The organism is Embleya sp. NPDC055664 (genome assembly GCF_053618075.1).
Window position 1 is genome coordinate 22617 of record NZ_JBSHGZ010000028.1, and the last position, 19924, is coordinate 42540.

Annotated in this window: 18 protein-coding genes; 7 read left to right on the forward strand and 11 right to left on the reverse strand. The window is 71.8% G+C overall.

Features of this window, described 5'->3' with window-relative positions:
• Window positions 1-34: 34 nt before the first annotated feature.
• Window positions 35-724, forward strand: a complete 690-nt coding sequence (locus ACWGR4_RS33845; protein ID WP_452131812.1) for a hypothetical protein — start codon at window positions 35-37, stop codon at window positions 722-724.
• A gap of 205 nt (window positions 725-929) precedes the next feature.
• Here ACWGR4_RS33845 and ACWGR4_RS33850 read toward each other — a convergent pair whose 3' ends face one another.
• Window positions 930-1850, reverse strand: a complete 921-nt coding sequence (locus tag ACWGR4_RS33850) for an NADP-dependent oxidoreductase (RefSeq protein ID WP_380003924.1) — start codon at window positions 1848-1850, stop codon at window positions 930-932.
• A gap of 117 nt (window positions 1851-1967) precedes the next feature.
• Here ACWGR4_RS33850 and ACWGR4_RS33855 point away from each other — a divergent pair, with 117 nt between their 5' ends.
• Window positions 1968-2978, forward strand: coding sequence for a helix-turn-helix domain-containing protein (locus ACWGR4_RS33855; protein ID WP_452131835.1), 1011 nt, complete (start codon window positions 1968-1970; stop codon window positions 2976-2978).
• Between the two features lie 28 nt (window positions 2979-3006).
• Here ACWGR4_RS33855 and ACWGR4_RS33860 read toward each other — a convergent pair whose 3' ends face one another.
• Window positions 3007-3867, reverse strand: a complete 861-nt coding sequence (locus ACWGR4_RS33860) for an alpha/beta fold hydrolase (RefSeq protein ID WP_380003926.1) — start codon at window positions 3865-3867, stop codon at window positions 3007-3009.
• Window positions 3868-3989: 122 nt separating this feature from the next.
• Window positions 3990-4664 (reverse strand): TetR/AcrR family transcriptional regulator, encoded by a 675-nt coding sequence (locus tag ACWGR4_RS33865; RefSeq protein ID WP_380003927.1) that lies wholly within the window; start codon window positions 4662-4664, stop codon window positions 3990-3992.
• A gap of 243 nt (window positions 4665-4907) precedes the next feature.
• Between ACWGR4_RS33865 and ACWGR4_RS33870 the strand changes: the two genes are divergently transcribed.
• A complete protein-coding gene (locus ACWGR4_RS33870) occupies window positions 4908-5225 on the forward strand; it encodes a hypothetical protein (protein WP_452131813.1) in 318 nt (105 codons plus the stop codon).
• Between the two features lie 92 nt (window positions 5226-5317).
• Here the strand turns inward: ACWGR4_RS33870 and ACWGR4_RS33875 are convergent, their stop codons facing one another.
• The 3 genes from ACWGR4_RS33875 to ACWGR4_RS33885 form a co-directional block, all read right to left on the reverse strand.
• Window positions 5318-6337 (reverse strand): aminoglycoside phosphotransferase family protein, encoded by a 1020-nt coding sequence (locus ACWGR4_RS33875; RefSeq protein ID WP_452131814.1) that lies wholly within the window; start codon window positions 6335-6337, stop codon window positions 5318-5320.
• A gap of 126 nt (window positions 6338-6463) precedes the next feature.
• On the reverse strand, window positions 6464-7069 hold the full coding sequence (locus ACWGR4_RS33880) for an HIT family protein (RefSeq protein WP_452131815.1): 606 nt from the start codon (window positions 7067-7069) through the stop codon (window positions 6464-6466).
• A 292-nt stretch (window positions 7070-7361) separates the two neighbouring features.
• Window positions 7362-7679 carry a hypothetical protein gene (locus ACWGR4_RS33885; protein ID WP_452131816.1) on the reverse strand — a complete coding sequence of 106 codons (318 nt, stop codon included), beginning with the start codon at window positions 7677-7679 and terminating at the stop codon, window positions 7362-7364.
• 195 nt (window positions 7680-7874) lie between these two features.
• Between ACWGR4_RS33885 and ACWGR4_RS33890 the strand changes: the two genes are divergently transcribed.
• From ACWGR4_RS33890 to ACWGR4_RS33900, 3 genes are all read left to right on the forward strand, one after another.
• The gene (locus tag ACWGR4_RS33890) at window positions 7875-13010 is read left to right on the forward strand and encodes a caspase, EACC1-associated type (RefSeq protein WP_452131817.1); all 5136 of its coding nucleotides are present in this window, start codon (window positions 7875-7877) and stop codon (window positions 13008-13010) included.
• Window positions 13011-13058: 48 nt separating this feature from the next.
• Window positions 13059-13568 (forward strand): DinB family protein, encoded by a 510-nt coding sequence (locus ACWGR4_RS33895; protein WP_452131818.1) that lies wholly within the window; start codon window positions 13059-13061, stop codon window positions 13566-13568.
• Between the two features lie 206 nt (window positions 13569-13774).
• The gene (locus ACWGR4_RS33900; protein WP_452131819.1) at window positions 13775-14800 is read left to right on the forward strand and encodes a helix-turn-helix domain-containing protein; all 1026 of its coding nucleotides are present in this window, start codon (window positions 13775-13777) and stop codon (window positions 14798-14800) included.
• Here ACWGR4_RS33900 and ACWGR4_RS33905 read toward each other — a convergent pair.
• From ACWGR4_RS33905 to ACWGR4_RS33915, 3 genes are all read right to left on the reverse strand, one after another.
• Window positions 14787-15335 carry a GNAT family N-acetyltransferase gene (locus ACWGR4_RS33905; RefSeq protein WP_452131820.1) on the reverse strand — a complete coding sequence of 183 codons (549 nt, stop codon included), beginning with the start codon at window positions 15333-15335 and terminating at the stop codon, window positions 14787-14789. The genes ACWGR4_RS33900 and ACWGR4_RS33905 overlap by 14 nt on opposite strands.
• A gap of 111 nt (window positions 15336-15446) precedes the next feature.
• Window positions 15447-16202: a class I SAM-dependent methyltransferase gene (locus ACWGR4_RS33910; RefSeq protein ID WP_452131821.1), complete on the reverse strand. Its 756-nt coding sequence runs from the start codon at window positions 16200-16202 to the stop codon at window positions 15447-15449.
• A gap of 28 nt (window positions 16203-16230) precedes the next feature.
• Window positions 16231-17037, reverse strand: a complete 807-nt coding sequence (locus ACWGR4_RS33915; protein WP_452131822.1) for a hypothetical protein — start codon at window positions 17035-17037, stop codon at window positions 16231-16233.
• Window positions 17038-17356: 319 nt separating this feature from the next.
• Here ACWGR4_RS33915 and ACWGR4_RS33920 point away from each other — a divergent pair, with 319 nt between their 5' ends.
• Window positions 17357-18361, forward strand: a complete 1005-nt coding sequence (locus tag ACWGR4_RS33920; protein ID WP_452131823.1) for an acetylxylan esterase — start codon at window positions 17357-17359, stop codon at window positions 18359-18361.
• Here ACWGR4_RS33920 and ACWGR4_RS33925 read toward each other — a convergent pair.
• Entirely contained in the window at window positions 18342-18830 is a 489-nt protein-coding gene (locus ACWGR4_RS33925) for an N-acetyltransferase family protein (RefSeq protein WP_452131824.1), read from the reverse strand. The two genes, ACWGR4_RS33920 and ACWGR4_RS33925, sit on opposite strands and share 20 nt — an antisense overlap.
• 67 nt (window positions 18831-18897) lie before the next feature.
• Window positions 18898-19854, reverse strand: coding sequence for a prolyl aminopeptidase (pip, locus tag ACWGR4_RS33930; protein WP_452131825.1), 957 nt, complete (start codon window positions 19852-19854; stop codon window positions 18898-18900).
• Between the last annotated feature and the right edge of the window lie 70 nt (window positions 19855-19924).

Genomic DNA, 19924 nt, shown 5'->3' on the forward strand with positions numbered 1-19924 from the left:
GGTGGGCGGTGGGCGGTGGCGGTACGGTCCTGCCATGCATGATTCGCCGCGAGCCGCCGCCTCCGACCCCACGCCCGAACCGGCGGCGCCCGCCTCGCCCGGGCCCGTGACCGCGGACGACCTGGACCTGGCCGTCCGGCTCGCGGTGGCCGCGCTCCGCGAGGCGCCGGCGACCGCCTGGGACGACCGGGCCGGTTCGCTGGAGTGGACCCGCTGGGAGACGGTCGAGCACCTGAACGACGACCTCTTCGCGTATGCCGCCCAACTGGGCCTGCGCACCCCGCCGTTGACCGCCAACGTGCCCTTCGTCTGGGAGAGCCGCCGCCCGGGCGGCCCGGCGAACGCGATCCACGCGGACCGCGCGGCCGGCCCCGGCGGGCTGTTGCAGGTCCTGGAGGTGACCGGCGCCCTGCTGGCGTCCATGGTGCGGACCACGCCGCCGAGCGTGCGCGCCCACCACACCTTCGGCGACGCGGACCCCGAGGGCAGCGCGGCGATGGGCATCGTGGAGACCGTGGTGCACACGTACGACCTGGCCGACGGCCTGGGCCTGCCCTGGACCCCGCCCGCCGACCTGTGCGCACGAGTGATCGCCCGGATCTTCCCGGACGTCCCGCAGGACACCGACCCCTGGCCCACCCTCCTGTGGGCCACCGGCCGAGGCGACCTGCCCGGCCACCCCCGCCGCACCTCGTGGCGCTGGTACAGCGAGCCGCGACCCTAGGGCGTGTCTTCAATCTCCCGCCGAGCTCCACGACGCCCGGCACCGCACCTGGCCGCCCCGGAGAAACAGGCGAATAGAACCACTGTGCACCTGCTTCTCCGGCACGCCGATACACGGCATCCGCCCTTCGGGCTCCTCGCTGCGCTCACGCCGCGGAGCCCGACGGGAGATCGAAGACACGCCCTGGCGTGTCTTCGATCCCCCCTCAGAGGGTCAGCACGATCTTCCCGGCGACCCGGCCCGATTCGCCGCGCGCGTGCGCCTCGGCGGCGGCCGACAGGGGGAACACCGAGTCCAGTTCGGGGCGAAGGCGACCCGCCTCGACCAGCGCCGCGATCTCCCGCATGGCCGCGTGATCGGCCTCGACCAGCATCTCCGCGGCCCGGACCCGGTATCGCCCGACGTCCAGGTCCCGCACGTGGTTGACGATCGCGACCAGGATGCCGCCCGGGCGCAGCGTCGGCAACGAGCGCGGCCCGTACTCGCCGCCGACGCCGTCCAGGACCACGTCCACGTCCCGCACCACCTCGGCGAAGTCGGTCGTGGTGTAGTCGATCACCTCGTCGGCGCCGAGCGCCCGGACGAAGTCGTGCTTGGGCCCGCTCGCCGTACCGATGACGTACGCGCCGCGCGCCTTGGCGATCTGTACCGCCAGGTGACCGACCCCGCCGGCGGCGGCATGGATCAACACCCGCTGCCCGGCCCGCAGTTCCCCGACATCGACCAGGGCCTGCCACGCGGTGGTCGCACCCAGCGGCAGTGCGGCGGCGCGGACGTGATCGAGATTCGCGGGCTTGCGCACCAAGTGGCGGGCAGCGGCGACCGCGTATTCGGCGTGCGCCCCGTTCCCGTACGGGTACCTCAGCATGCCGAACACCTCGTCGCCCGGTCGGTGAATGGCTACGCCCAGGCCGACCGCCTCGACCACGCCCGACACCTCCCAGCCGAGTACGAACGGCGGCCGGCCCAGGATCAGGCCGGTGGCCCGGTGGATCCAGTCGGTCGGATTCACCCCCGCCGCGCACACGCGGACCAGCACCTCGCTCGGGCCGGGCACCGGCCGCTCCAGCTCCACCTCCCGCAATACCGCCGGATCACCCAGAACGTCCTGACTGATGGCGCGCATGTCACTTCTCTCTCGATAGCGGGGCCGTCCGATCGCGCCGGTCGCCCCGGTCCGCCTGATCGACCCGGACATCGTGTCGAGTACCCGACCGGCCGGGCGAGCGTCCGGAACGACATGATGCGTACACTTCCGGACGTGAGCACAGTCGCGATAGCCGTCGCCGACGGCATCCTGCATTTCGAACTGGCCCTGGCCCACGAGATCTTCGGGTCACCGGCACCGGCACCGGCCGCGCCCGCAGCCCGCGTCGAGCACTGGTACGACGTCGTCGTCTGCGGGGCCGGTCCGGTGCGGGTCGACGGGCGTTTCCTGCTCGAACCGGACGGCGGCCTCGACCGGCTCGCCGGCGCCGACACGGTGATCGTCCCCGGCTGGGCCGATGTGGACACCGACCCGCCGGCAGACCTCGTCGACGCGGTGCGCGCGGCCCACGAGGCCGGCGCGCGGGTGGCCTCGCTCTGCACGGGCGCCTTCGTCCTGGCCGCCGCGGGGCTGCTCGACGGGCGGCGCGCCACCACCCACTGGGCCCACACCGAGGCCCTGGCCGAACGCTATCCCGAGGTCGAGGTGGACCCGGACGTGCTGTACGTCGACAACGGCAGCGTGCTCACCTCGGCCGGCAAGGCCGCCGCGATGGATCTGAGCCTGCACATGATCCGCCTCGACCACGGCTCGACGGTCGCCAACGCGATCGCCCGCCGGCTGGTGGTGGCACCCCACCGACCGGGCGGCCAGGCCCAGTTCGTCGCCACCCCGGTACCCGAACAGCCCGACCACCCGCTCGGCGAACTGCTCGGCTGGGCGGCCGGCCGGCTGGACCAACCCTTGACGGTGGAGGACCTGGCCCGCCGGGCCAACATGAGCTCGCGTCACCTGGGCCGGCACTTCCGGTCGGTGACGGGCACCACCCCGTTGCAGTGGCTGCTGATCCAACGCATCCACCGGGCCCAGGAGTTGCTGGAGACCACGGACGACAGCGTGGACGCCGTCGCCGAGGCCACCGGCATGGGCACCGCGGCCACCCTGCGCCGCCACTTCAACCGCACGGTGGGCGTACCGCCCGACGCGTATCGCCGGACCTTCCATCGACGGCGGGCCGACGGGGATTCGGCGGCGGGCCGCCGGTAGCGCGGACCGGTTCCGGATCCGGCTCCGGCTACCGGGCCGGATCGGTCGCGCGGGTGAACTCCCGGACGACTCGGGCCAGTTCCGCAGGGCGGTCGAGGGGGATGAGGGTGTAGCTGTCGTCGATCTCGACCAGCCGTCCCCCGGGCAGGAGTTCGGCGAGGCGGTGGCCGTGCTCCGGGGGCATGACCCGGTCGGCGCTCGCCCAGACCACGAGGGCCGGGCGGTCGAAGTCGGGCAGGCGCTGCGCCGCCGCGAGCAGGAGGTCGGTGTCCGCGCCGGCCGCGCGCAACATGCGCACCGCGTCGCGGCGGATCTCGGGCCGGGACAGGATCGGCGCCGCCCAGCGGGCGGTGGCGGCGTCGCCCCGCTTGGTCAACCACCCGAAGGCGAGCGGGAGTCGGCGTATCGGGCGCAGCCGCATCTGCTGCATGAAGAGCCCGAACAGACGCGGCGGGAGTTTACCGGCGCGCACGAGCGTCCGGCCGGTGAGCCCGGGCGGAAAGTTGTCGAAGGCATCACACGAGGCGAGCACGACCCGCCCCACCCGGGCCGTGTTTCCGCCGGCGATCAGCAGTTGCACGAGCGCGCCGCCGGTGTCGACGCCGACCAGGGTGACCTCGCTCAGGTCGAGCGTGTCCAGGAACTCGCCCACCAGCGCGGCCACTCCGGGCAACGACAGGTCGGCGTCGGCGGACATCGCATGCCGGTGCGCGCCGAGCGGCAGGGTGGGCGCCACGCAGCGGTGGTCGACGGACAGCGCGGCGATCACCTCGTCCCACAACGACGAATCCATCAGGAAGCCGTGCAGCAGCACGACCGTGGGGCCGTCGCCACCGGTGTCCTCGTACCCGATCGTGCCTACCGACAGCCGAACTTCCTTGTGGGCCATGGTCTTCCCCTCCGGCATCACACAGCGTGCACCGTTCGCCGTTCACCCTCAAAAAAGTGAACCACGTGGTTCGCAAACTGTCCACGGGAGGCCACGGGAAGTCCCGAGACGCCGGCGTGCCGTCACTCCTCGGCGGCCTCCTCCCGCTCCAGCGCCCGCATCAGCGCCTCGAATCCGGCGGCGACCCCCGCCGTGTCGCCACTGGTCCGCGCATCCACCAAAAACCCCCGAAGCACCGCGAGGATCATCTCGGCGACCTCGAACTTGCGCTGCTCGGACCAGTGTTCGGGACAGATGGCCAGCAGCGTGGGCAGATACTGCCGGGACGCCCCCCGGCCGAGTTCGGCGTAGCGGTCGGGGTCGTACATCGCCAGCCCGATCGCCTGGTCGAGCACCCGCGCCTCGTCACCGACCAGAATCGGCCACACCACCCGCACCCACTCGGCCAGTGGCAACCGCTCGGAACCGGGCCGCCCGGCGGCGACGGAACGATCGATCCGCCGATCGCGCAGTTGCAGGATGGCCTGCCGAAGCAGGTCGTCCGCCCCGTCGAAGTGATAGAGCAGCACCTTGTGGGTGGTATCGGCCGCGCGCGCGGCCCGACGCAGCGAAAAGTCCACGAGCCCATTGGCCGCCAGATCCGCGGTGACCCGATCGAGCAACTCCCGCCGCCGAGCCTCCCCCCGCGGCGACCCGACGGATCGCCGATAGCCGCCGGTGGAGGATGCCTCGGCGGCGGGCCCGACCTGCTCGACAGACTCGACCGGATCGACCGGCTCAGGTGCGGAGGGGTTCACGTCGGCAACTCCCATGGTCGAATATCCGCTGTCCGCACCCGAAGTGGGCATCGGACGCACGGCGCGGCAGGCGGTACGCGGCGCACGATCGACGCCCGGGCGCGATGCGTGCACCGGTCGAGATTAGCGCCGCCCCCGGCAACGGCCGGCCCGCTGCCCGCCGTCCCACACACTCCCGACCCGACGTCGACCGCCGGGCGCGACCGCACCCGCCTGCCGTGTGGCCCGGCATACGGTGACGGGATGACGACGATCCTGCGACACCCTCGGCCCGGCTTCACATGGGACTGGTGGGCTGTCGACGCGGAGGGCCTGCCCGTGCAGTTCAGCCGTGGTCCGGCTTCCGAGTTCGTCTCGGCGTATGTCGACCGCATCGACGCCGCAACCCGCTGGGTCGAGGAGAACCGCCCGGCCTGGTTCGGCGGCGTTCACGCACCGCTGCACACCTTCGACTCCTTCGACGAGTCGTCGACCTACACCCGGCACGCCGTCCCGGACTCCCCGCTGCGGCCGGCGACACGCCGTCGGTCATCGCGGACGTCGCGGCCCTGGTGGTGCTGAACCGAGGGGTGGGCGACACCTGGTCGATCCGCCTCGACGACGGGTGGATCCGAGCCGCCGAGCCGCGTGCCCGACCCGGCGCTCCACGGACGTCAGCGGCGGGGCCGATGGGCGACCGCCGGCCATGGCCACCGGTCCGCCGCCCGGCCCGCGTCCGGGCTCGGCGGCTCGGGGATGCGGTCGAGGGCGGTGGGTTGCCAGGCGCGGTCCCGTTGCGCGCGCAGCAGGGGGATGGGGCTGTCGTCCGTGCCGTACAGGCGGTCCGCGAGGCGGATCAGCGTGTCGTGGCGGGCGAGGGCGAGCCCCCTGGCCCACGACCAGGGGGCGTATCCGGCTCCCGCGGCCACCCGGACGGCGGCCGCGGCGCCCACCGCGATGGCCAGGCCGGCGATGTCCTCGGCGGGATCGCCGACCACCGCGTCCGTCCAGTCCAGCACCCCGCGCACCCGACCGCCGCTGCCGACCATCAGGTGCTCGCCCTTGAGATCGCCGTGCACCACGACTCGCGACACGGGTTCCGCGCTCGGACCGCGCAGCCGCGCCCCGTCGAACTCGCCGTCGGCGCTGAGCCGTTGCGCCGCCGCCTCGGCCGGTTCGCGCAGCTCGGCCATCGACCGGGGCGCGACCACGGGCAGGCCGACGCCGACCGCGTCCGCCTCGGTGACCCGGGCCAGGCCGGCCAACATCCGCGCCAGGGCGACCTCGCCCCGCCGCGAGACCCGACGCAGTTCGGCGGAGGTGCCGGGGATGCGGGTGTCGAGGGAATAGGCGAGCCCGTCCGCCCACTCGCCGGCGGCCACGCTCGCGGGCAGCGCGACGCCGACCACGGGACGCAGCAGGTCGCGCAGCGCGATCTCGCGACGCTGCCGGGCGGACGTATCGGCGTCCCGGGCCAACCGCAGAACGTGATCCGCCCCGACCCACCACGAGGAGTGCTCCCCACCCTCGTCGATCGGCCGCACGACCCGCCCCGCGTCCCGACCCAACACCGCGTCGACCAGGCACCGCACCACCCGCTCCGTCGGCACGGGCGTCTCGGGCGTCCCGGATGTCGTGGGTGTCCCGGACGTCGTGGACGGCGGCGGCGCGGACGCGGAGGAAGCTGCGGACATCCACCGATCATCCCAGCCGGGACAGGGACCACCAACGGGTTATCCCACCCCCGCCACTCCCCCGACGGACAACCGCGAGGCCGGCGCGGCCGGCGACGAACCCGCGCGCCCACCCCGGCGATCGCCTCACAAACCGACCTCCTCCGAGCCCTCCTCCCCCACCGCACCCACGTCCCGCGAACCGCCCCCGCCCGACGACGGGAGCGGGTCCCCCACCACCGCCTCCGTCGCCCCCGTGTAGGCCAGCAGGGCTCGCAACGCCGCCGCGTCCGCCTGGATGTGGGCCTCGTTCTGCCGACCCCGGTCGAGATGGGCGAAGGCGGGTGGGCGGCCGGGGCTCGGGGCGGTGGGGTGGCGGGGAATCAGATGTGCGTGCAGGTGTGGGATGTCGTTCTCGAGGAGGGACACGTTCAGCCCGGGCATCGGTCGATAGTGCGCCTCGATCGCCCGCCCCGCCGCAGTCACCTCGGTCATGAACCCGGCGAGCTGACGTGCGGTCAGGTCGGTCAGGCGCGCGACGTGGCCGCCGGTCCACACCACGACGATGTACCCGCGTACCCGCCCCGAACGCCACAGGTAGGCATTGCCGTAGACACCTCGCTTGAGCAGCAGGCCCCAGCCGATGTCGGGCGCGGTGAAGTCCTTTTCGCACATCGCGCAGGGCGCGTCCGGGTGTGGCTCCGCGTAGCGTTCGGGCCAGGTGGGCGCTTCGAGTGGGCGGGGTCCGGGCACCTGGGAACCACACACGACGGCCTCCAACACGAACGGGGGCGAGAGCCCGTTTACTGCTGCAAACGTTCGGTTGAGTCAACGAAAAGCGTCGAAACGATGTCACGCCCCCGCCCCGGCCTGTGACCGACCCGCAGCGCACTCGGGACGGATCCGCGACAGGCGCAACCCCACACGCCCGAGGTCTCACCCACCCGGGCGACAAAACCGTCACCCACCCGCGACAACCCACTGACCCGCCCGAGTGGTCCGGCGGAGCCGCCGGTCGAGCCGACCGCCCCGCCGACACCGTGTGCTACGACAGTTCCCGCCCGTCCTCACCGCGCTGCGCCACCGGCACGATCTGCAGGGTCTCCGCCATCTCCGCGTCCGCACCGCCCGCGGCCTCGGCGGGCGACACCGCTCCCGCTCCCGAACCCGGTCCCACCACGATCGCGTAGGTGCGCGCGAGCTGTTCCAGCTCCTTGACGCTCACCGCCTCCTTGCCCACCTGGCCGGCCATCCGGGCCACCGCGTCGAGCAGCGCCACCCGGGCCCGCTCCGCCGCACCGGTTTCCGCCTCCACCGCTGTCCCCTGCTCCGCCGCCGCCTTGCCCACTGCGCAAACCTCCACGTCGAACCTCGACAATGCGCTCGGCAGGCTACCGCCGATTCCACCCCGCTCCGACCGCCCGCAGGTCCGCGCGCGCCCGGCCCCACCATTGCGCCCCACCCGTCGAGTCCACCCATTAGGCTGAACCACCCGGCCGGACGAGGGGGATGGATGCACGTGCCGAGCCACGACCCGCCGTCCCGGGCCCGTTCGGACATGAGCACCGCACCGCACGACCCCCGGGGATCCCGGGTGGTCCTGGTCGGCGCACACACCTTCGAACACCTGACCCCGCTGCCGGCCGTGGCCCGAAATCTGTCCCGACTACGGGAGTTGCTGACCGACCCGGCAGTGTGGGGCCTGCCCGCCGAGAACTGTGTCGTGATCGAGCAGCCGGACCACCGCGACCTGGTCCTGGACGCGCTCACCGACGCCACGGCCGCCGCGACCGACCTGGTCCTGCTGTACTACGCGGGCCACGGCCTGGTCTCCCCGGACAGCGAGGACCTGCTGCTGTCCCTTCCTCGCTGCCGCCCCGAACGTCCCTACACGGCACTGCCGTTCCAGGAAATCCGGGACGTGCTGCGCTCGGCCCGCCGGGTCCCCGCCAAGGCGGTACTCCTGGACTGCTGCTTCGCCGGCCGGGCCCTGGCGGGGGCGATGGGGCCGGACGACGCGCGGCTGACGGAGCTGTCCCGGGTGGAGGGCAGTTACGTCCTGGCCGCCGCCGCCGCGACCCGGCAGGCGATCGCCCCGGTGGGCGGGCAATACACGGCCTTCACCGGGCAGTTGATCGACGTCCTCGAACACGGCATCCCGGGTGGCCCGAAGACCCTCGACCTGGCCACGGTGCACGCCCACCTGCACCGGATCCTGCCCGAACTGGGCTTCCCCCGGCCCCGACAGCGCAACGAGGACCAGGGCGCCCGGATCGTACTGGGTTGGAACCGCCACCCATCGGCCGCCGACGCCGCGCCCCGACTGCCGCCCCATCTGCGGGACTTGCTGCACGCGCAGACCATCGCCGCGCGCAACTTCACCTACCGCCTCTACGACGCGCCACTCGACGGACTCGCCACCGTCTACGTCCGGCAACAGGCCCGCAGCGCCCCGACCGCACCCACCCGGCAACCCTTCGACCGCATGCGGGACCCCCGCCGGAACCCGCGCGAAGAGGAGCACCACCAAAGGCATTTCGTATCGACCGACCCGAGCGGACCCGCGATCGCCCCCGCCCGAGCCGCCGAGGACACGCTCGGACTGCACCGCCACGTCCTGATCACCGGCGGCGCGGGCCAGGGCAAGTCCACCCTGAGCCTGCAACTGGCCGCGTCCCTGGCCCTGGCCTACGAATCGGGCGAGGCCCAAGGCCCGGACGGTGAACGACTGTTGCCCCTGCGCGTCACGGCCGGCCGCCTGGCCGCCGGGCGCAGCGCGCTGATCCCACGCCTGGTCCGGATCCTCTCCGCCGAACTGGCGCCACACCTCGACTACGCCCTCCCGGACGACCTGCTCGACCACCTGCCCGAGAACACCACGTGCCTGCTGATCGTCGACGGCCTGGACGAGATCACCGACCCGGAGCGACGGCGCGGCCTGGTCGCCGAGTTGGCCGGCCGGGTCCGCAACCCAGACGGCCGTTTCCGACTGCTGATCACCACCAGGCCGCTGCCCAACGACGAACTGGCCCCGCTCCAACACGCGGCGACCGGGACCTACACGCTGGAGCCGTTCGACCGCGAGCAGTTGCGCGAGTTCGCCCACCGCTGGTTCCGCGACCACCCCGACGGACCGACCCTGGCGGCCGGCTTCCTGCGGCAAACCGAGGCCGCCGGTGTCCGCGACCTGGTCCGCGTACCACTGCTGGCGACGGTGGCGGCGCTCGTCTACCGCAAGCACCCGACAACACCGCTGCCGAGCAACCGATTCACCCTCTACTGCGACTACTTCACCCTCCTGACCGACGCGCATCTGGAGGAGATGCACGAGCAACAACAAACCGTGCTGCAGCGCTGGACACTGCGCCCCGCCGTACACCGAGCCGGCGTGGCATTCCTGTTCGACCACCGCCCCGAACTCGTCGAACACCTGGCCGTCACGGTGGTCACCGACCCGACGGCCGGCACCCGCCCCCTCCTCGACCTGGCCCTGGACTGGCTCGACGAACACGACTGTCGGGCCACCCGCCGAGGCGTCCCGGAATGGCCCAGGCTGGTCGCCTCCGTACTCGGCACGGTCGGCGTCTTCACCCACCACCACGACTTCCTGCGCTTCACCCACTACAGCTTCGCCGAACACCTGGCCGCCGACGTCCGAGCCGACCGACTGCCGCCCCACTTCGACCCGGCGGCCCCGGACTGGACCCACGTGGTGCACCGAGCCGTCCACGGCGACCTGTTCGCCCACGCGATCCTGGCCCACCACGCCCACCGCTACGGCACAGGCGACGCGATCCTGGACTGGCTGGGCCGCGGCACCGGCGACTTCGCGGCGCTCGCCGGCGAACTCCTGGCCCGGGGTGTCCCGGCGGCGAGCAGGCACACCGAGTCGTTCGCGGCGAATCTGATGTTGACGTTGACGTCCGGGTCCTCGGGTGAACAACTACAGCGCGCGGCCTCGGACGCCGCCGCGTTGGTCGGGGAGCCCGCGGTCCGTCGAACGTTGTCGGACTACCTGGGCAGTTGCTACCGGCGGGACGACATCCACATCGAGCTGGCCAAGTCCCTGGCCACTCACGACACCGGCCTCGCCGTCGACATCCTGCGCGGTGTACTCGGCCGCGAGCGCATCCACCTGAATACACACATCTCCGCCATGCAGGCCCTGGCCGGATGCGGCCCCGAACACGTCGCCGAGGCCGTCGAGGCATTGCGGAGCGCTCTCGGCTCGGATGACGCAACCCCCTACTCGATGATCGAAGCCGCCACAGGGCTCGCCACGCTCGGTCCGGAACACAAGGATGCGGCCGTCACCGCGCTGCTGACAGCCCTCACCGCCCCCACCGCAGACGTCCACGACCGTATTCAGGCGGCACGCGCACTGGCCGAGATCGAGCCGGCACACGCGTCGAAAGCCGCGCACGCGTTGCGTGCGATCCAGCACGCTCCGGACGGTTCGCCCTTCCAGCGCATCATCGCCGCGAAGCGACTGGCCGGACTCGGACCCGCGTACACGGCGGAAGCCGCAGACCTGCTCCGCGCCTTCCCGACCATGCTCGATGCCACGGCGCATACGCACACGGACGCCATTCTCGCTCTGGCCGGCCTCGGCCCCAGCCACATCACAGAGGCGGTGCAACTACTGCGCGCCCGCCTCGCGGCAGGGGACACCGACGACTCCATCACGATCGAGATTGCCAAGGCGCTGGCGAAACTCGCTCCCGCCCACTCGAACGAGAGCATCGACGCCCTTCTTCGACTCCTCGCGGCACCCACTACGACCACGTCCCTTCGCTGCACCATCGCGCAATCGCTGGCGCAATTGGACCCGAGTCGACTCACCGAGGCCGCCGACGTCATCCGCGCCGTGCTCGCCGTTCCGACATCCAACGCGGTCCGGCGTATCGACGCCGCCCACACGTTGGGGCAGTTGGGCCCCGATCATGTGGCGGAGGCGGCGGAGCTCCTCGAAACAGTGCTCGCCGCCGCCGATACGACATCGGACCAACGCCAAAGCGCAGCGGCAAGTCTGGCCGGACTCGGACCCAGATTCGTACCCCGGGCGATTCGGGGGTTGCGTGAGGTCCTGGCGGCGCCCGATGCCGACGTCTGGGCACGGGTGGAGGCAGCTCGGTACCTGTCGAGCCTGGGCGCGATGCACGTAGCCGAGGCAGTCGACACACTCACCCACCTGTTCGATGATCCGAACCTCACCACCACCCTCCGCAACCACATCGCTTTGACGCTGATTCCGCTCGCGCCCGACCGCCGCGAAGACCTGGACATCAGCCTCCGAAGGATGCTTGACGATCCGGATTTCGCCATCCGGCATCGAGCCGAAACGGCACGAACGCTGGATAACGTCGGGGGCGGCGTCACCGAGGTGGGGGACATCGTCCGCGCCGTGCTGTACGCGCCGGATACGGTCGCCGGGGATCGCCGTAAGGCCGCGCAGATCCTGGGATATCGAAGGGCGCAGTACATGGCGGAAGCCACGACCGCGCTTCGGGATCTGCTTTCGGCTCCCGACGCCGACGTGGAGTCTCGTGCGTGGGCCGCCAACGATCTGTCCGATCGAGGCCCGGACAACCACGCCGTGGCGGCGGACACCTTGCGCGAAATCGCCGCTTGCCCGACGACACGACCGGTCGACCGGGCACGTGCGGCGCAACTCCTCAAATCCCTAGGACAGGGCTACGTCGGGGAGGCCACGAGTATCGGTCGAGCCCTCCTGGCCACCCCCGGCATGTCTGCCGCGTCTCGTATCTCCGTCGCCGACGTCTGTGCCGGCATCGGGCCGGCCTGCCTCTCCGAGGCGATCTCGCTGACGCGGGCCATCCTCCGAGACCCCGCATCCGAGCCCACTGTCCGCCGGGTCGCCGCGCACAGCCTCGGCGGACTAGGTGCCGGCTACCTCGACGAAGCCTCCGACGCGCTCTGGGAAATCGTCACCACACCCGCGATCGAGGCGACCGAACGATGCAAGGGAGCCCAGGCGCTCTTCGACGTCGGCACTGCCCGCACGCAGGAACTGGCCCAGACCCTCCGCGCCATCCTCACCGACCCCTCCACCGCCCCCCTCGCCCGAACCCTCGCCGCCCACACGCTCGGCCGGCTCGGCCGCGGCTACGTCCACGAAGGCGCCGACCACCTCCGGGCCATCCTCGCCGCGCCCGATCTCCCCCCGTCCGCACGGGCCAAGGCGGCGGCGAAACTCGCCCGTCTCGGGCAGGGTTTCGTGGCCGAAGGGGTCTTCGCCCTCGAACTCCTGCTCACCTCCACGGATACCGGCGCGCACGATCGCGTATCCGTCGCACGACCGTTGTTCACACTGAGCCGCCAATCCCTCCCCGACGTCGCCGCCACCCTCCGCGCCGTCCTCGCCGCTCCCGACACCACCCCCTACACCCGCACCCGCGCAGCCCGCCTGCTCGGCAGCCTCAGCCCCCGCTTCCTCGACGAAGCGGCCGAACACCTGCGCCGCATCCCGGCCGCCCCCGCCACACCCCCGGTCGCCACCCGCCGAGCCGCGGCCGCCCTGGGCATGCTCAGCCCACGCTTCCGCCCCGAAGCCGCCGCGATCCTCCGCGCCCTCCCCGCCGGCGACCTCACGGTCTCGACCTCCTACGCCCGCCGGGCCGTCGCCCGCGTCCTTCGCGACTTCGGTCAGGGGTACGAGCTGCCGGCCTGCTAGAAAGCAGGTCCACCCGATCGCCCACGCGGAGCGAAAGAGAGCACACCCATGGCCACCGACCAGCGCCCCACCCCACCCGTGACCGGCAACGAGCGCGAGATGATGCGGGCCTTCCTCGACTTCCACCGGGCCACGCTCGCGATGAAGTGCGAAGGACTCTCCGACGAGGAGCTACGCCGGCAGTCGATGCCGCCGTCGACGCTCTCCCTCCTCGGACTGGTCCGGCACATGGCCGAGGTGGAGCGCACCTGGTTCCGGCGGGTGATCAACGCGGAGGACATCCCGCTCGTGTGGTCCGACGAAGGCGACTTCCAGGTGGCCTACGACGCGAGCGCGTCGACCCGCTCGGAGGCGTTCGCCGCGTGGGAAGCCGAGGTGGCCCACTCGCGGCGGATCGAGGCCGAGGCGGAGTCCCTGGACGTCATCGGCCACAACGCCAGGTGGGACCAGGACGTGTCGCTGCGCCTGGTCATGCTGCACCTGATGCACGAGTACGCCCGCCACAACGGCCACGCCGACTTTCTCCGCGAGGGCATCGACGGCACCGTCGGCGCCTGACCCGCTCCCACCCCGCCCCCGCCCCCGTCCCCGTCCCACCCCCTCCTCACCGCGACCGCCGTCCCGAAATTCGAGACGGCGGTCGCGCTTTTCGCACCTGTGGGTCCCACCCCCTGCCGTCGGGGGACACTTCACGTCGACATGGGGACCGAGGACGACAGATCCCGAATCCCCATTGCGGCCGACCGTCCGGATATGCTCCGGCAGTGATCGAGTACACGCTTTCCTCGCACGCGGCACGCATGGTGCGAGACGCTGCCCTGGAGGCCGGGGTGGCGCTGAGCGAACTCGCGCATCTGCCGGGCTTCGAACCGGAGACGCTGGCGAACCCGTTGTTGCGGGTGCCCACCGCCAGCGTGGTCCGGACCTGGGAGCTGGCCGTCGCCACCGGCCCGCCCGACGTCGCCATCCGGGCCGCGGAGAGCGCCACGCAGGGTCGGCTGCACGTGTGGGACTACCTGTTCACCTCCGCCGGCTCGTTCGCCGACGGCTGCCGCGACGCCGCGCGCTACGTGTCGACGATGTCCGACCCGGTGGTCGAGATGACCGTGGTCGAGGACGATCGACGCCTCACCGTCACCTACGGCATCGCCAACTACTCGCCGGCGGCGGTCACCGCGATCGACGAATTCGCGATGGCGATCATGCTCAAGCGGGCGCGCGACGCCCGGGGCCCGGGCGTGGTACCCGTACACGTCGCCCTCGCGCACGAGGCCCCGAAGAACCACCGGCATCTGATCGAGGCATTCGGCACCCGCGCCATCGACTTCGGTGCCCGAACGAACTCGATGACGTTCCTCGACATGGACGCCGAACGCCCCCGCCCGACCGGTCCCGGCGACGACGAACTCGGGCTGATCCTGCGCCGATACGCGGACAACCTGCTGGAAAACGCCCGCCCGGCGGCCGGGTGGCACGGCAGGTTCCGATCGGTATTGGCCGGCTCCCTCGGCGGCGAGGAACTCAGCCTGGAGATGGTCGCCCACCGGATGGCGATGAGCCCGCGCACCCTCCAGCGCCGGCTGAGCGAGCTGGAGACCACCTGGCGGGACGAGATCGAATCGGTACGGCACGAGCACGCCGCAACGCTGCTGCGCGATACGGAGCTACCGGTCCAGTCGATAGCCGGGCGGCTGGGCTACACCGACGCCCGCGCCCTGCGCCGCGCCTTCCAACGCTGGACCGGCCAGACCCCCGACGCCTACCGGAGAACCGCCGTCACGGGCGCCTGACCCGCGCCGGGGCATCGGCCGCCGGCTCCGCCCCGTCGGCGCCCGGCGACCACTCGATCGCGTAGTGCTTGAGCCCGGCCCCCTCCTTGACCAGCCGCATCCCCACCGCCGCCATCACGCGCTGCGATGCGACGTTGTCGTGCGCGGTGTCCCCGATGACCCGGGTCACGCCCGCGGCTCGGGCGAAGCGCAGCAGTTCACGCAGGGCCTCGGTGGCATAGCCGCGCCCCCGGACCGCCTCGATCAGGCCGTAGCCGATCGTGACCGTGCCGCTTCCGTCCGGCGCGCCGTGGAAGCCGATACCACCGACCGCCATGCCGTCCTCCCGACGGCGGATCTCGTAGTTGCCGAAGGCCCCCGGATCCCCGACGGTCGCGCAGGTTCGCAGAAACCGGCCACCCCCGGCCACGTCCCCGGCCGTCGGATAGCCGACCTCCCATCGGTCGTCGGCGGCCGGCTCACCCGCCACCACCCGCTCCGTCTCGGCGACGGTCAACGGGTGCAGTACGAGTCGTGCGGTTTCGAGATCTCCCATGGGAGCCTGGAGTATCACGGCCGAAGGCCGCCCCGCATCCGATTTCCACCCGCGCCGACCTGCGAGAACACCCACCGACGCACGCCCACCGACTCCGCCCCCGCCCCCGCGTCAGTCCTTGCGCGCCGCCAGGACCTGTAGGCCCCGCGCGCCCGTGCGGTTGTGCTCGACCGTCAGCCCGACGTCCCGGCAGCGCTCGGCGAGCCAGGTCGGGGCGATCCGCAACTTCGGGTAACTGCCGACGTGCTGGGTCCAGCCGGTGCCGTCGTGGACGTGCAGCAGATCGTGGACCAGAACCGTGTCGTCGTCCGGGTATTCGAGAAAGCAGGTGAACACCCGATCGTCCGTGCTCCGTATCGGGATGAACCGGTCGATTCCATGCAGGGTTTCGGTCAGGTCGCGGTACGTGACGACGAGGCGACCCCCGGCGGCGAGGGCCTGGGCGATCTCGGCGAGCAGCGCGCTCACATCGTCCTTCGTCGACAGGTGGGTGAGCGTGTCGCCCATGCACACCACGGCCGCGACCTCGCCGGGCGCGGTCAACTCGGGCAACACCTTGCGGATGTCCCCGTACACCGGCTCGATCGCGGGCAAATCGGCCGCGTGTTCGGCCAGTTCGGCCAGCAGGATGCGGCTGGTGTCGACCGCCAGGACCCGACGGAAGCCGAGACCGGCCAGAGCCAGGCTCTGATTGCCGGGCCCACAGCCCAGATCCACGGCCAATGCGGACGTCGCCGTCGGGGCGACGCCCAGTCCGGTCAGCAACTCGCCCTGCCCGGCGGCGATCGGTGCCAGGTCCCCACCCAGCGTCCAGGTGTAGTTGGCGGCCAGGATTCGCTCGTAGTGTTCGGCGGCGGCGCGGGTCATCCACGGACTCCTGTCGAAGGTGTGACGCCTACGCCGTCGCGACCATGGCCGCGCGCGTGGGCGCGACCCAGCCATCGCACGCAGGAAGAATCAGAAGCGACTCGAACGCCCGTCCCGAACCCCAACCGGCCGACTCCGGCGCGGACGCCGTGGGCACGAAGGCGGGAGCGGACAGCAGAGCGGACACCACATCCGACGCGGAGCGGGAGGCCGACGCGGACGCGGGGGCAGGCACGAACACCGACTGCAGGGGCCCGAACACGGGCGCGGCCACCGGCGCGGCGGCGAGCCCGGTCGCGGACTCGCCCGCGGCGGCACCGGTACCCACAGGCACACCGGCCTCCGCCGCCGCGCCGCCGACCCGCACCTCCACCGCCGTCGCCGTCTCCGCTCCGGCCCCGATCCCCGTCTCCACCTCCGCCGCGTTCGACCGCGCCCGAACCCGAACAACGAAGCGCAGGAAGAGGAACCGAGCGATCCCGGCGATCCCGGAAGCCGTCAGATAGACCGCCTGCTCCTTGATCACGCCGGGCGAAGACTGCATCGCGTGCAGCGCGAGCATCGCGCCGGTGGTGAACAGGTAGCACACCAGCGCGGACAGCGCGGCCTGGACGTGCAGTCGGCCCCGCGCCCGACCCGCGCCGAAGGTGAACCGGCTGTGCAACTCGGTCGCCAGGAGCGTGAAGACCACGGTCACCAGGGCGTTGGCGACGGCTATGGAGAGGTGCCCGGTGAGGGCCACGAGCGCGGCGCTCGACGCGAGTCCGGTGCCACCGCCGCAGACGACGAAGCGCACGAACGCGGCCACGGTCCCCGACTTCCCTGCGGCACTCATGAGTCCCCTGGTTCCTCTTTGTCGACCGGTCGTCGTCTTCTACTCGACAAATCTAGAGGTCCGGAAGCACCGGTGAATCAGTCGTGTGTAGGTACTGCTGTTACTGCTTGGGGAGGACTCTCCCCTAGGGGTACTACTCCCGGCGACGCAGTGGGGACGACAAAAGTACTGCCCGGAACCTACGTCCACGGCCCCCTACTCCTCAGGGAACACCCTTGGATCGGGCACCCGTTCGGTCGGCGCCCCGCCCCGCATGATCACCACGATCCGCCGGCCTCGACAATGCCGATCAGAGCCGCCCCTCGGAGAGGAACCCGCCATGCCCCTGAGCGACCTGTCACTGCCGGAGTTGCAGCAGTTTCACCCGGAACGGTGCGAACCGGCCGACTTCGACGCCTTCTGGGCACGTACGCTCGACGAGGCCGACGTCCACCCCCTCGACCCGACGTTCACGCCAGAGGTCGGTCCGCTGACCGGAGTCGAGGTGTACGACGTCTCGTTCGCGGGGTACGGCGGCCAACGGGTGCACGGTTGGCTGGTACTGCCCGTGCATCGGGACAAACCCCTGCCGTGTGTGGTGGAGTTCCCCGGATACGGCGGCGGCCGGGGCCTGCCGCACGAGCAACTGCTGTACGCCGTGGCCGGGTTCGCCCATCTCGTGATCGATGTACGCGGCCAGGGCGGCAGTTGGCGCGCCGGCGCCACCGGGGACGACGCGCCCGCGGGGGACGGCTCCACCCACCCGGGCTTTTTGACCCGGGGCGTCACCGACCCGGATCGGTACTACTACCGCCGCGTCACCGTCGACGCGGTCCGGGCGATCGCCGTCGCCCGCAGCCATCCGGCCGTCGATCCGACCCGGATCGCCGCGCTCGGCGCGAGCCAGGGCGGCGGCCTGGCCCTCACGGTCGCCGGCCTGGTGCCCGATCTGACCGCGGTGGTGGCCGACGTACCGTTCCTGTGCCACTTCCGCCGCGGCGCGGAGATCGCCGCGACGGGTCCCTACGGCGAACTGGCCCGCTACCTCGCCGTACACCGGGACCGCGGCGACCGGGTGTTCCGCACCCTCGACTACTTCGACGCGGTCAACCACGGCGCCCGCGCGAGCGCCCCGGCGCGGTTCAGCGTGGCGCTGATGGACACCACGTGCCCGCCCTCCACGGTGTTCGCCGCCTACCACCACTATGCGGCGGACAAGCGCATGGAGGTGCATACGTTCAACGGCCACGAGGGCGGCGGCGCCTACCAGGACGGCCTGAACCTGACCTACCTGCGCGGCGCCTTCGGAATCGACCGACTCGAAGTCAGAGCGCCAAGTGCATGATGTGCAGCCCGACGTAGCCGTGTTTCGGGTGGTCGAACCCCTCCGGCAGGCTGCCGATCACCTCGAAGCCGAGGCTGCGGTACAGCCGCACCGCGTGCTCGTTCGTCGCCACGACCGCGTTGAACTGCATCGCCCGGTAGCCCTGCGCCCGGGCCCACTCGATGCTGTACTCGCACAACGCCCGGCCGACCCCCCGCCCCGAGTGTGCGGGGTCGACCATGTAGCTCGCACTCGCGATGTGCGACCCGTTGCCCATGTGGTTGCGATTCATCTTCGCGGTGCCGAGCACCACTCCGGCCTCGTCCACCGCGACCACCGCGCGCGACGGCGGGGCCGGCAGCCACCACTCGCGGCCTTCGTCCATCCCCAAATCGAGCGGATAGGTGAACGTCTCCCCGGCCGCGACGATCTCATGGAAGAACGGCCAGATCGCCGCCCAGTCGTCGCTTCCCGCTTCCCTGATCAACATTCGCCCAGCATGCCGATCCCACCGCGGACCCGCCACCGCCTTTCGCGGTGGCCGGCTCGCGCGGAGGTCAGGTCGTGGCGAAGCGGTCGAGGGCGGACAGGATCGTGGCGCGCATTGTGTCGCTGCCCAGGTGGCCGGCGTCGTCGATGACCTCCAGCGTGGCATCCGGCCAGGCTCGGGACAGGTGCCAGGCGGTGTCGAGCGGGCTGCTCAGGTCGAGGCGGCCGTGAATCAGTACGCCCGGGATGCCGGCGAGGCGGCCGGCCTCGCGGATCAGGACACCTTCGGGCAACCACGCGCCGTGCGAGAAGTAGTGCGCGGCGATCCGGACCAGCGCCGTGCGGGCCGCCGGCGGCCGGCCGCCGTACGCGCCGGGCCGGCCGTTCGGTTCGCCCCCGACCACCGCGTCCTCCCACGCGCACCACTGCCGCACCGCGTGCTCGCGCACCGCCGGATCCGGGTTCTCCACAAGGCGGGCATAGGCCGCGACCGGGTCGTCGCGCTCGGCCTCGGGCACCACGTCCCGAAAACGCTCCCACTCGGCGGGCAGGAAACGCCCGACCCCGCGATACAGCCAGTCGATCTCGACCCGACGGGTGGTGGTGACGGCCGGGATGACGATCTCGGACACCCGCTCGGGATGGCGCTGCGCGTACGCCAGGATCAGCGTCGACCCCCACGAGCCGCCGTACAACAACCAGCGTTCCACGCCCAGGTGTTCGCGCAGCCGCTCGATGTCGGCGAGCAGATGCTCGGTGGTGTTGTGCCGCATGTCGGTGTCCGGATCGCTCGCGTGCGGCGTGCTGCGCCCGCACCCGCGCTGGTCGAAGAGCACGACGCGGTAGCGACTCGGGTCGAACAGTTGCCGTACCCCCGTCGAACAGCCCGACCCCGGACCGCCGTGCACGACGAGCGCGGGCTTCCCGGCGGGGTCGCCGCAGCTCTCCCAGTAGACGCGGTTGCCGTCCCCGACATCGAGCATCCCGTGCTCGTAGGGCTCGATCGGCGGATATCGAACGGTCACGGTGTTCCCTCGGTCGAAGAGGCAGGCGGGTAGAGGCCGACCCTAATACAACAGCGCTGTTATATTTACC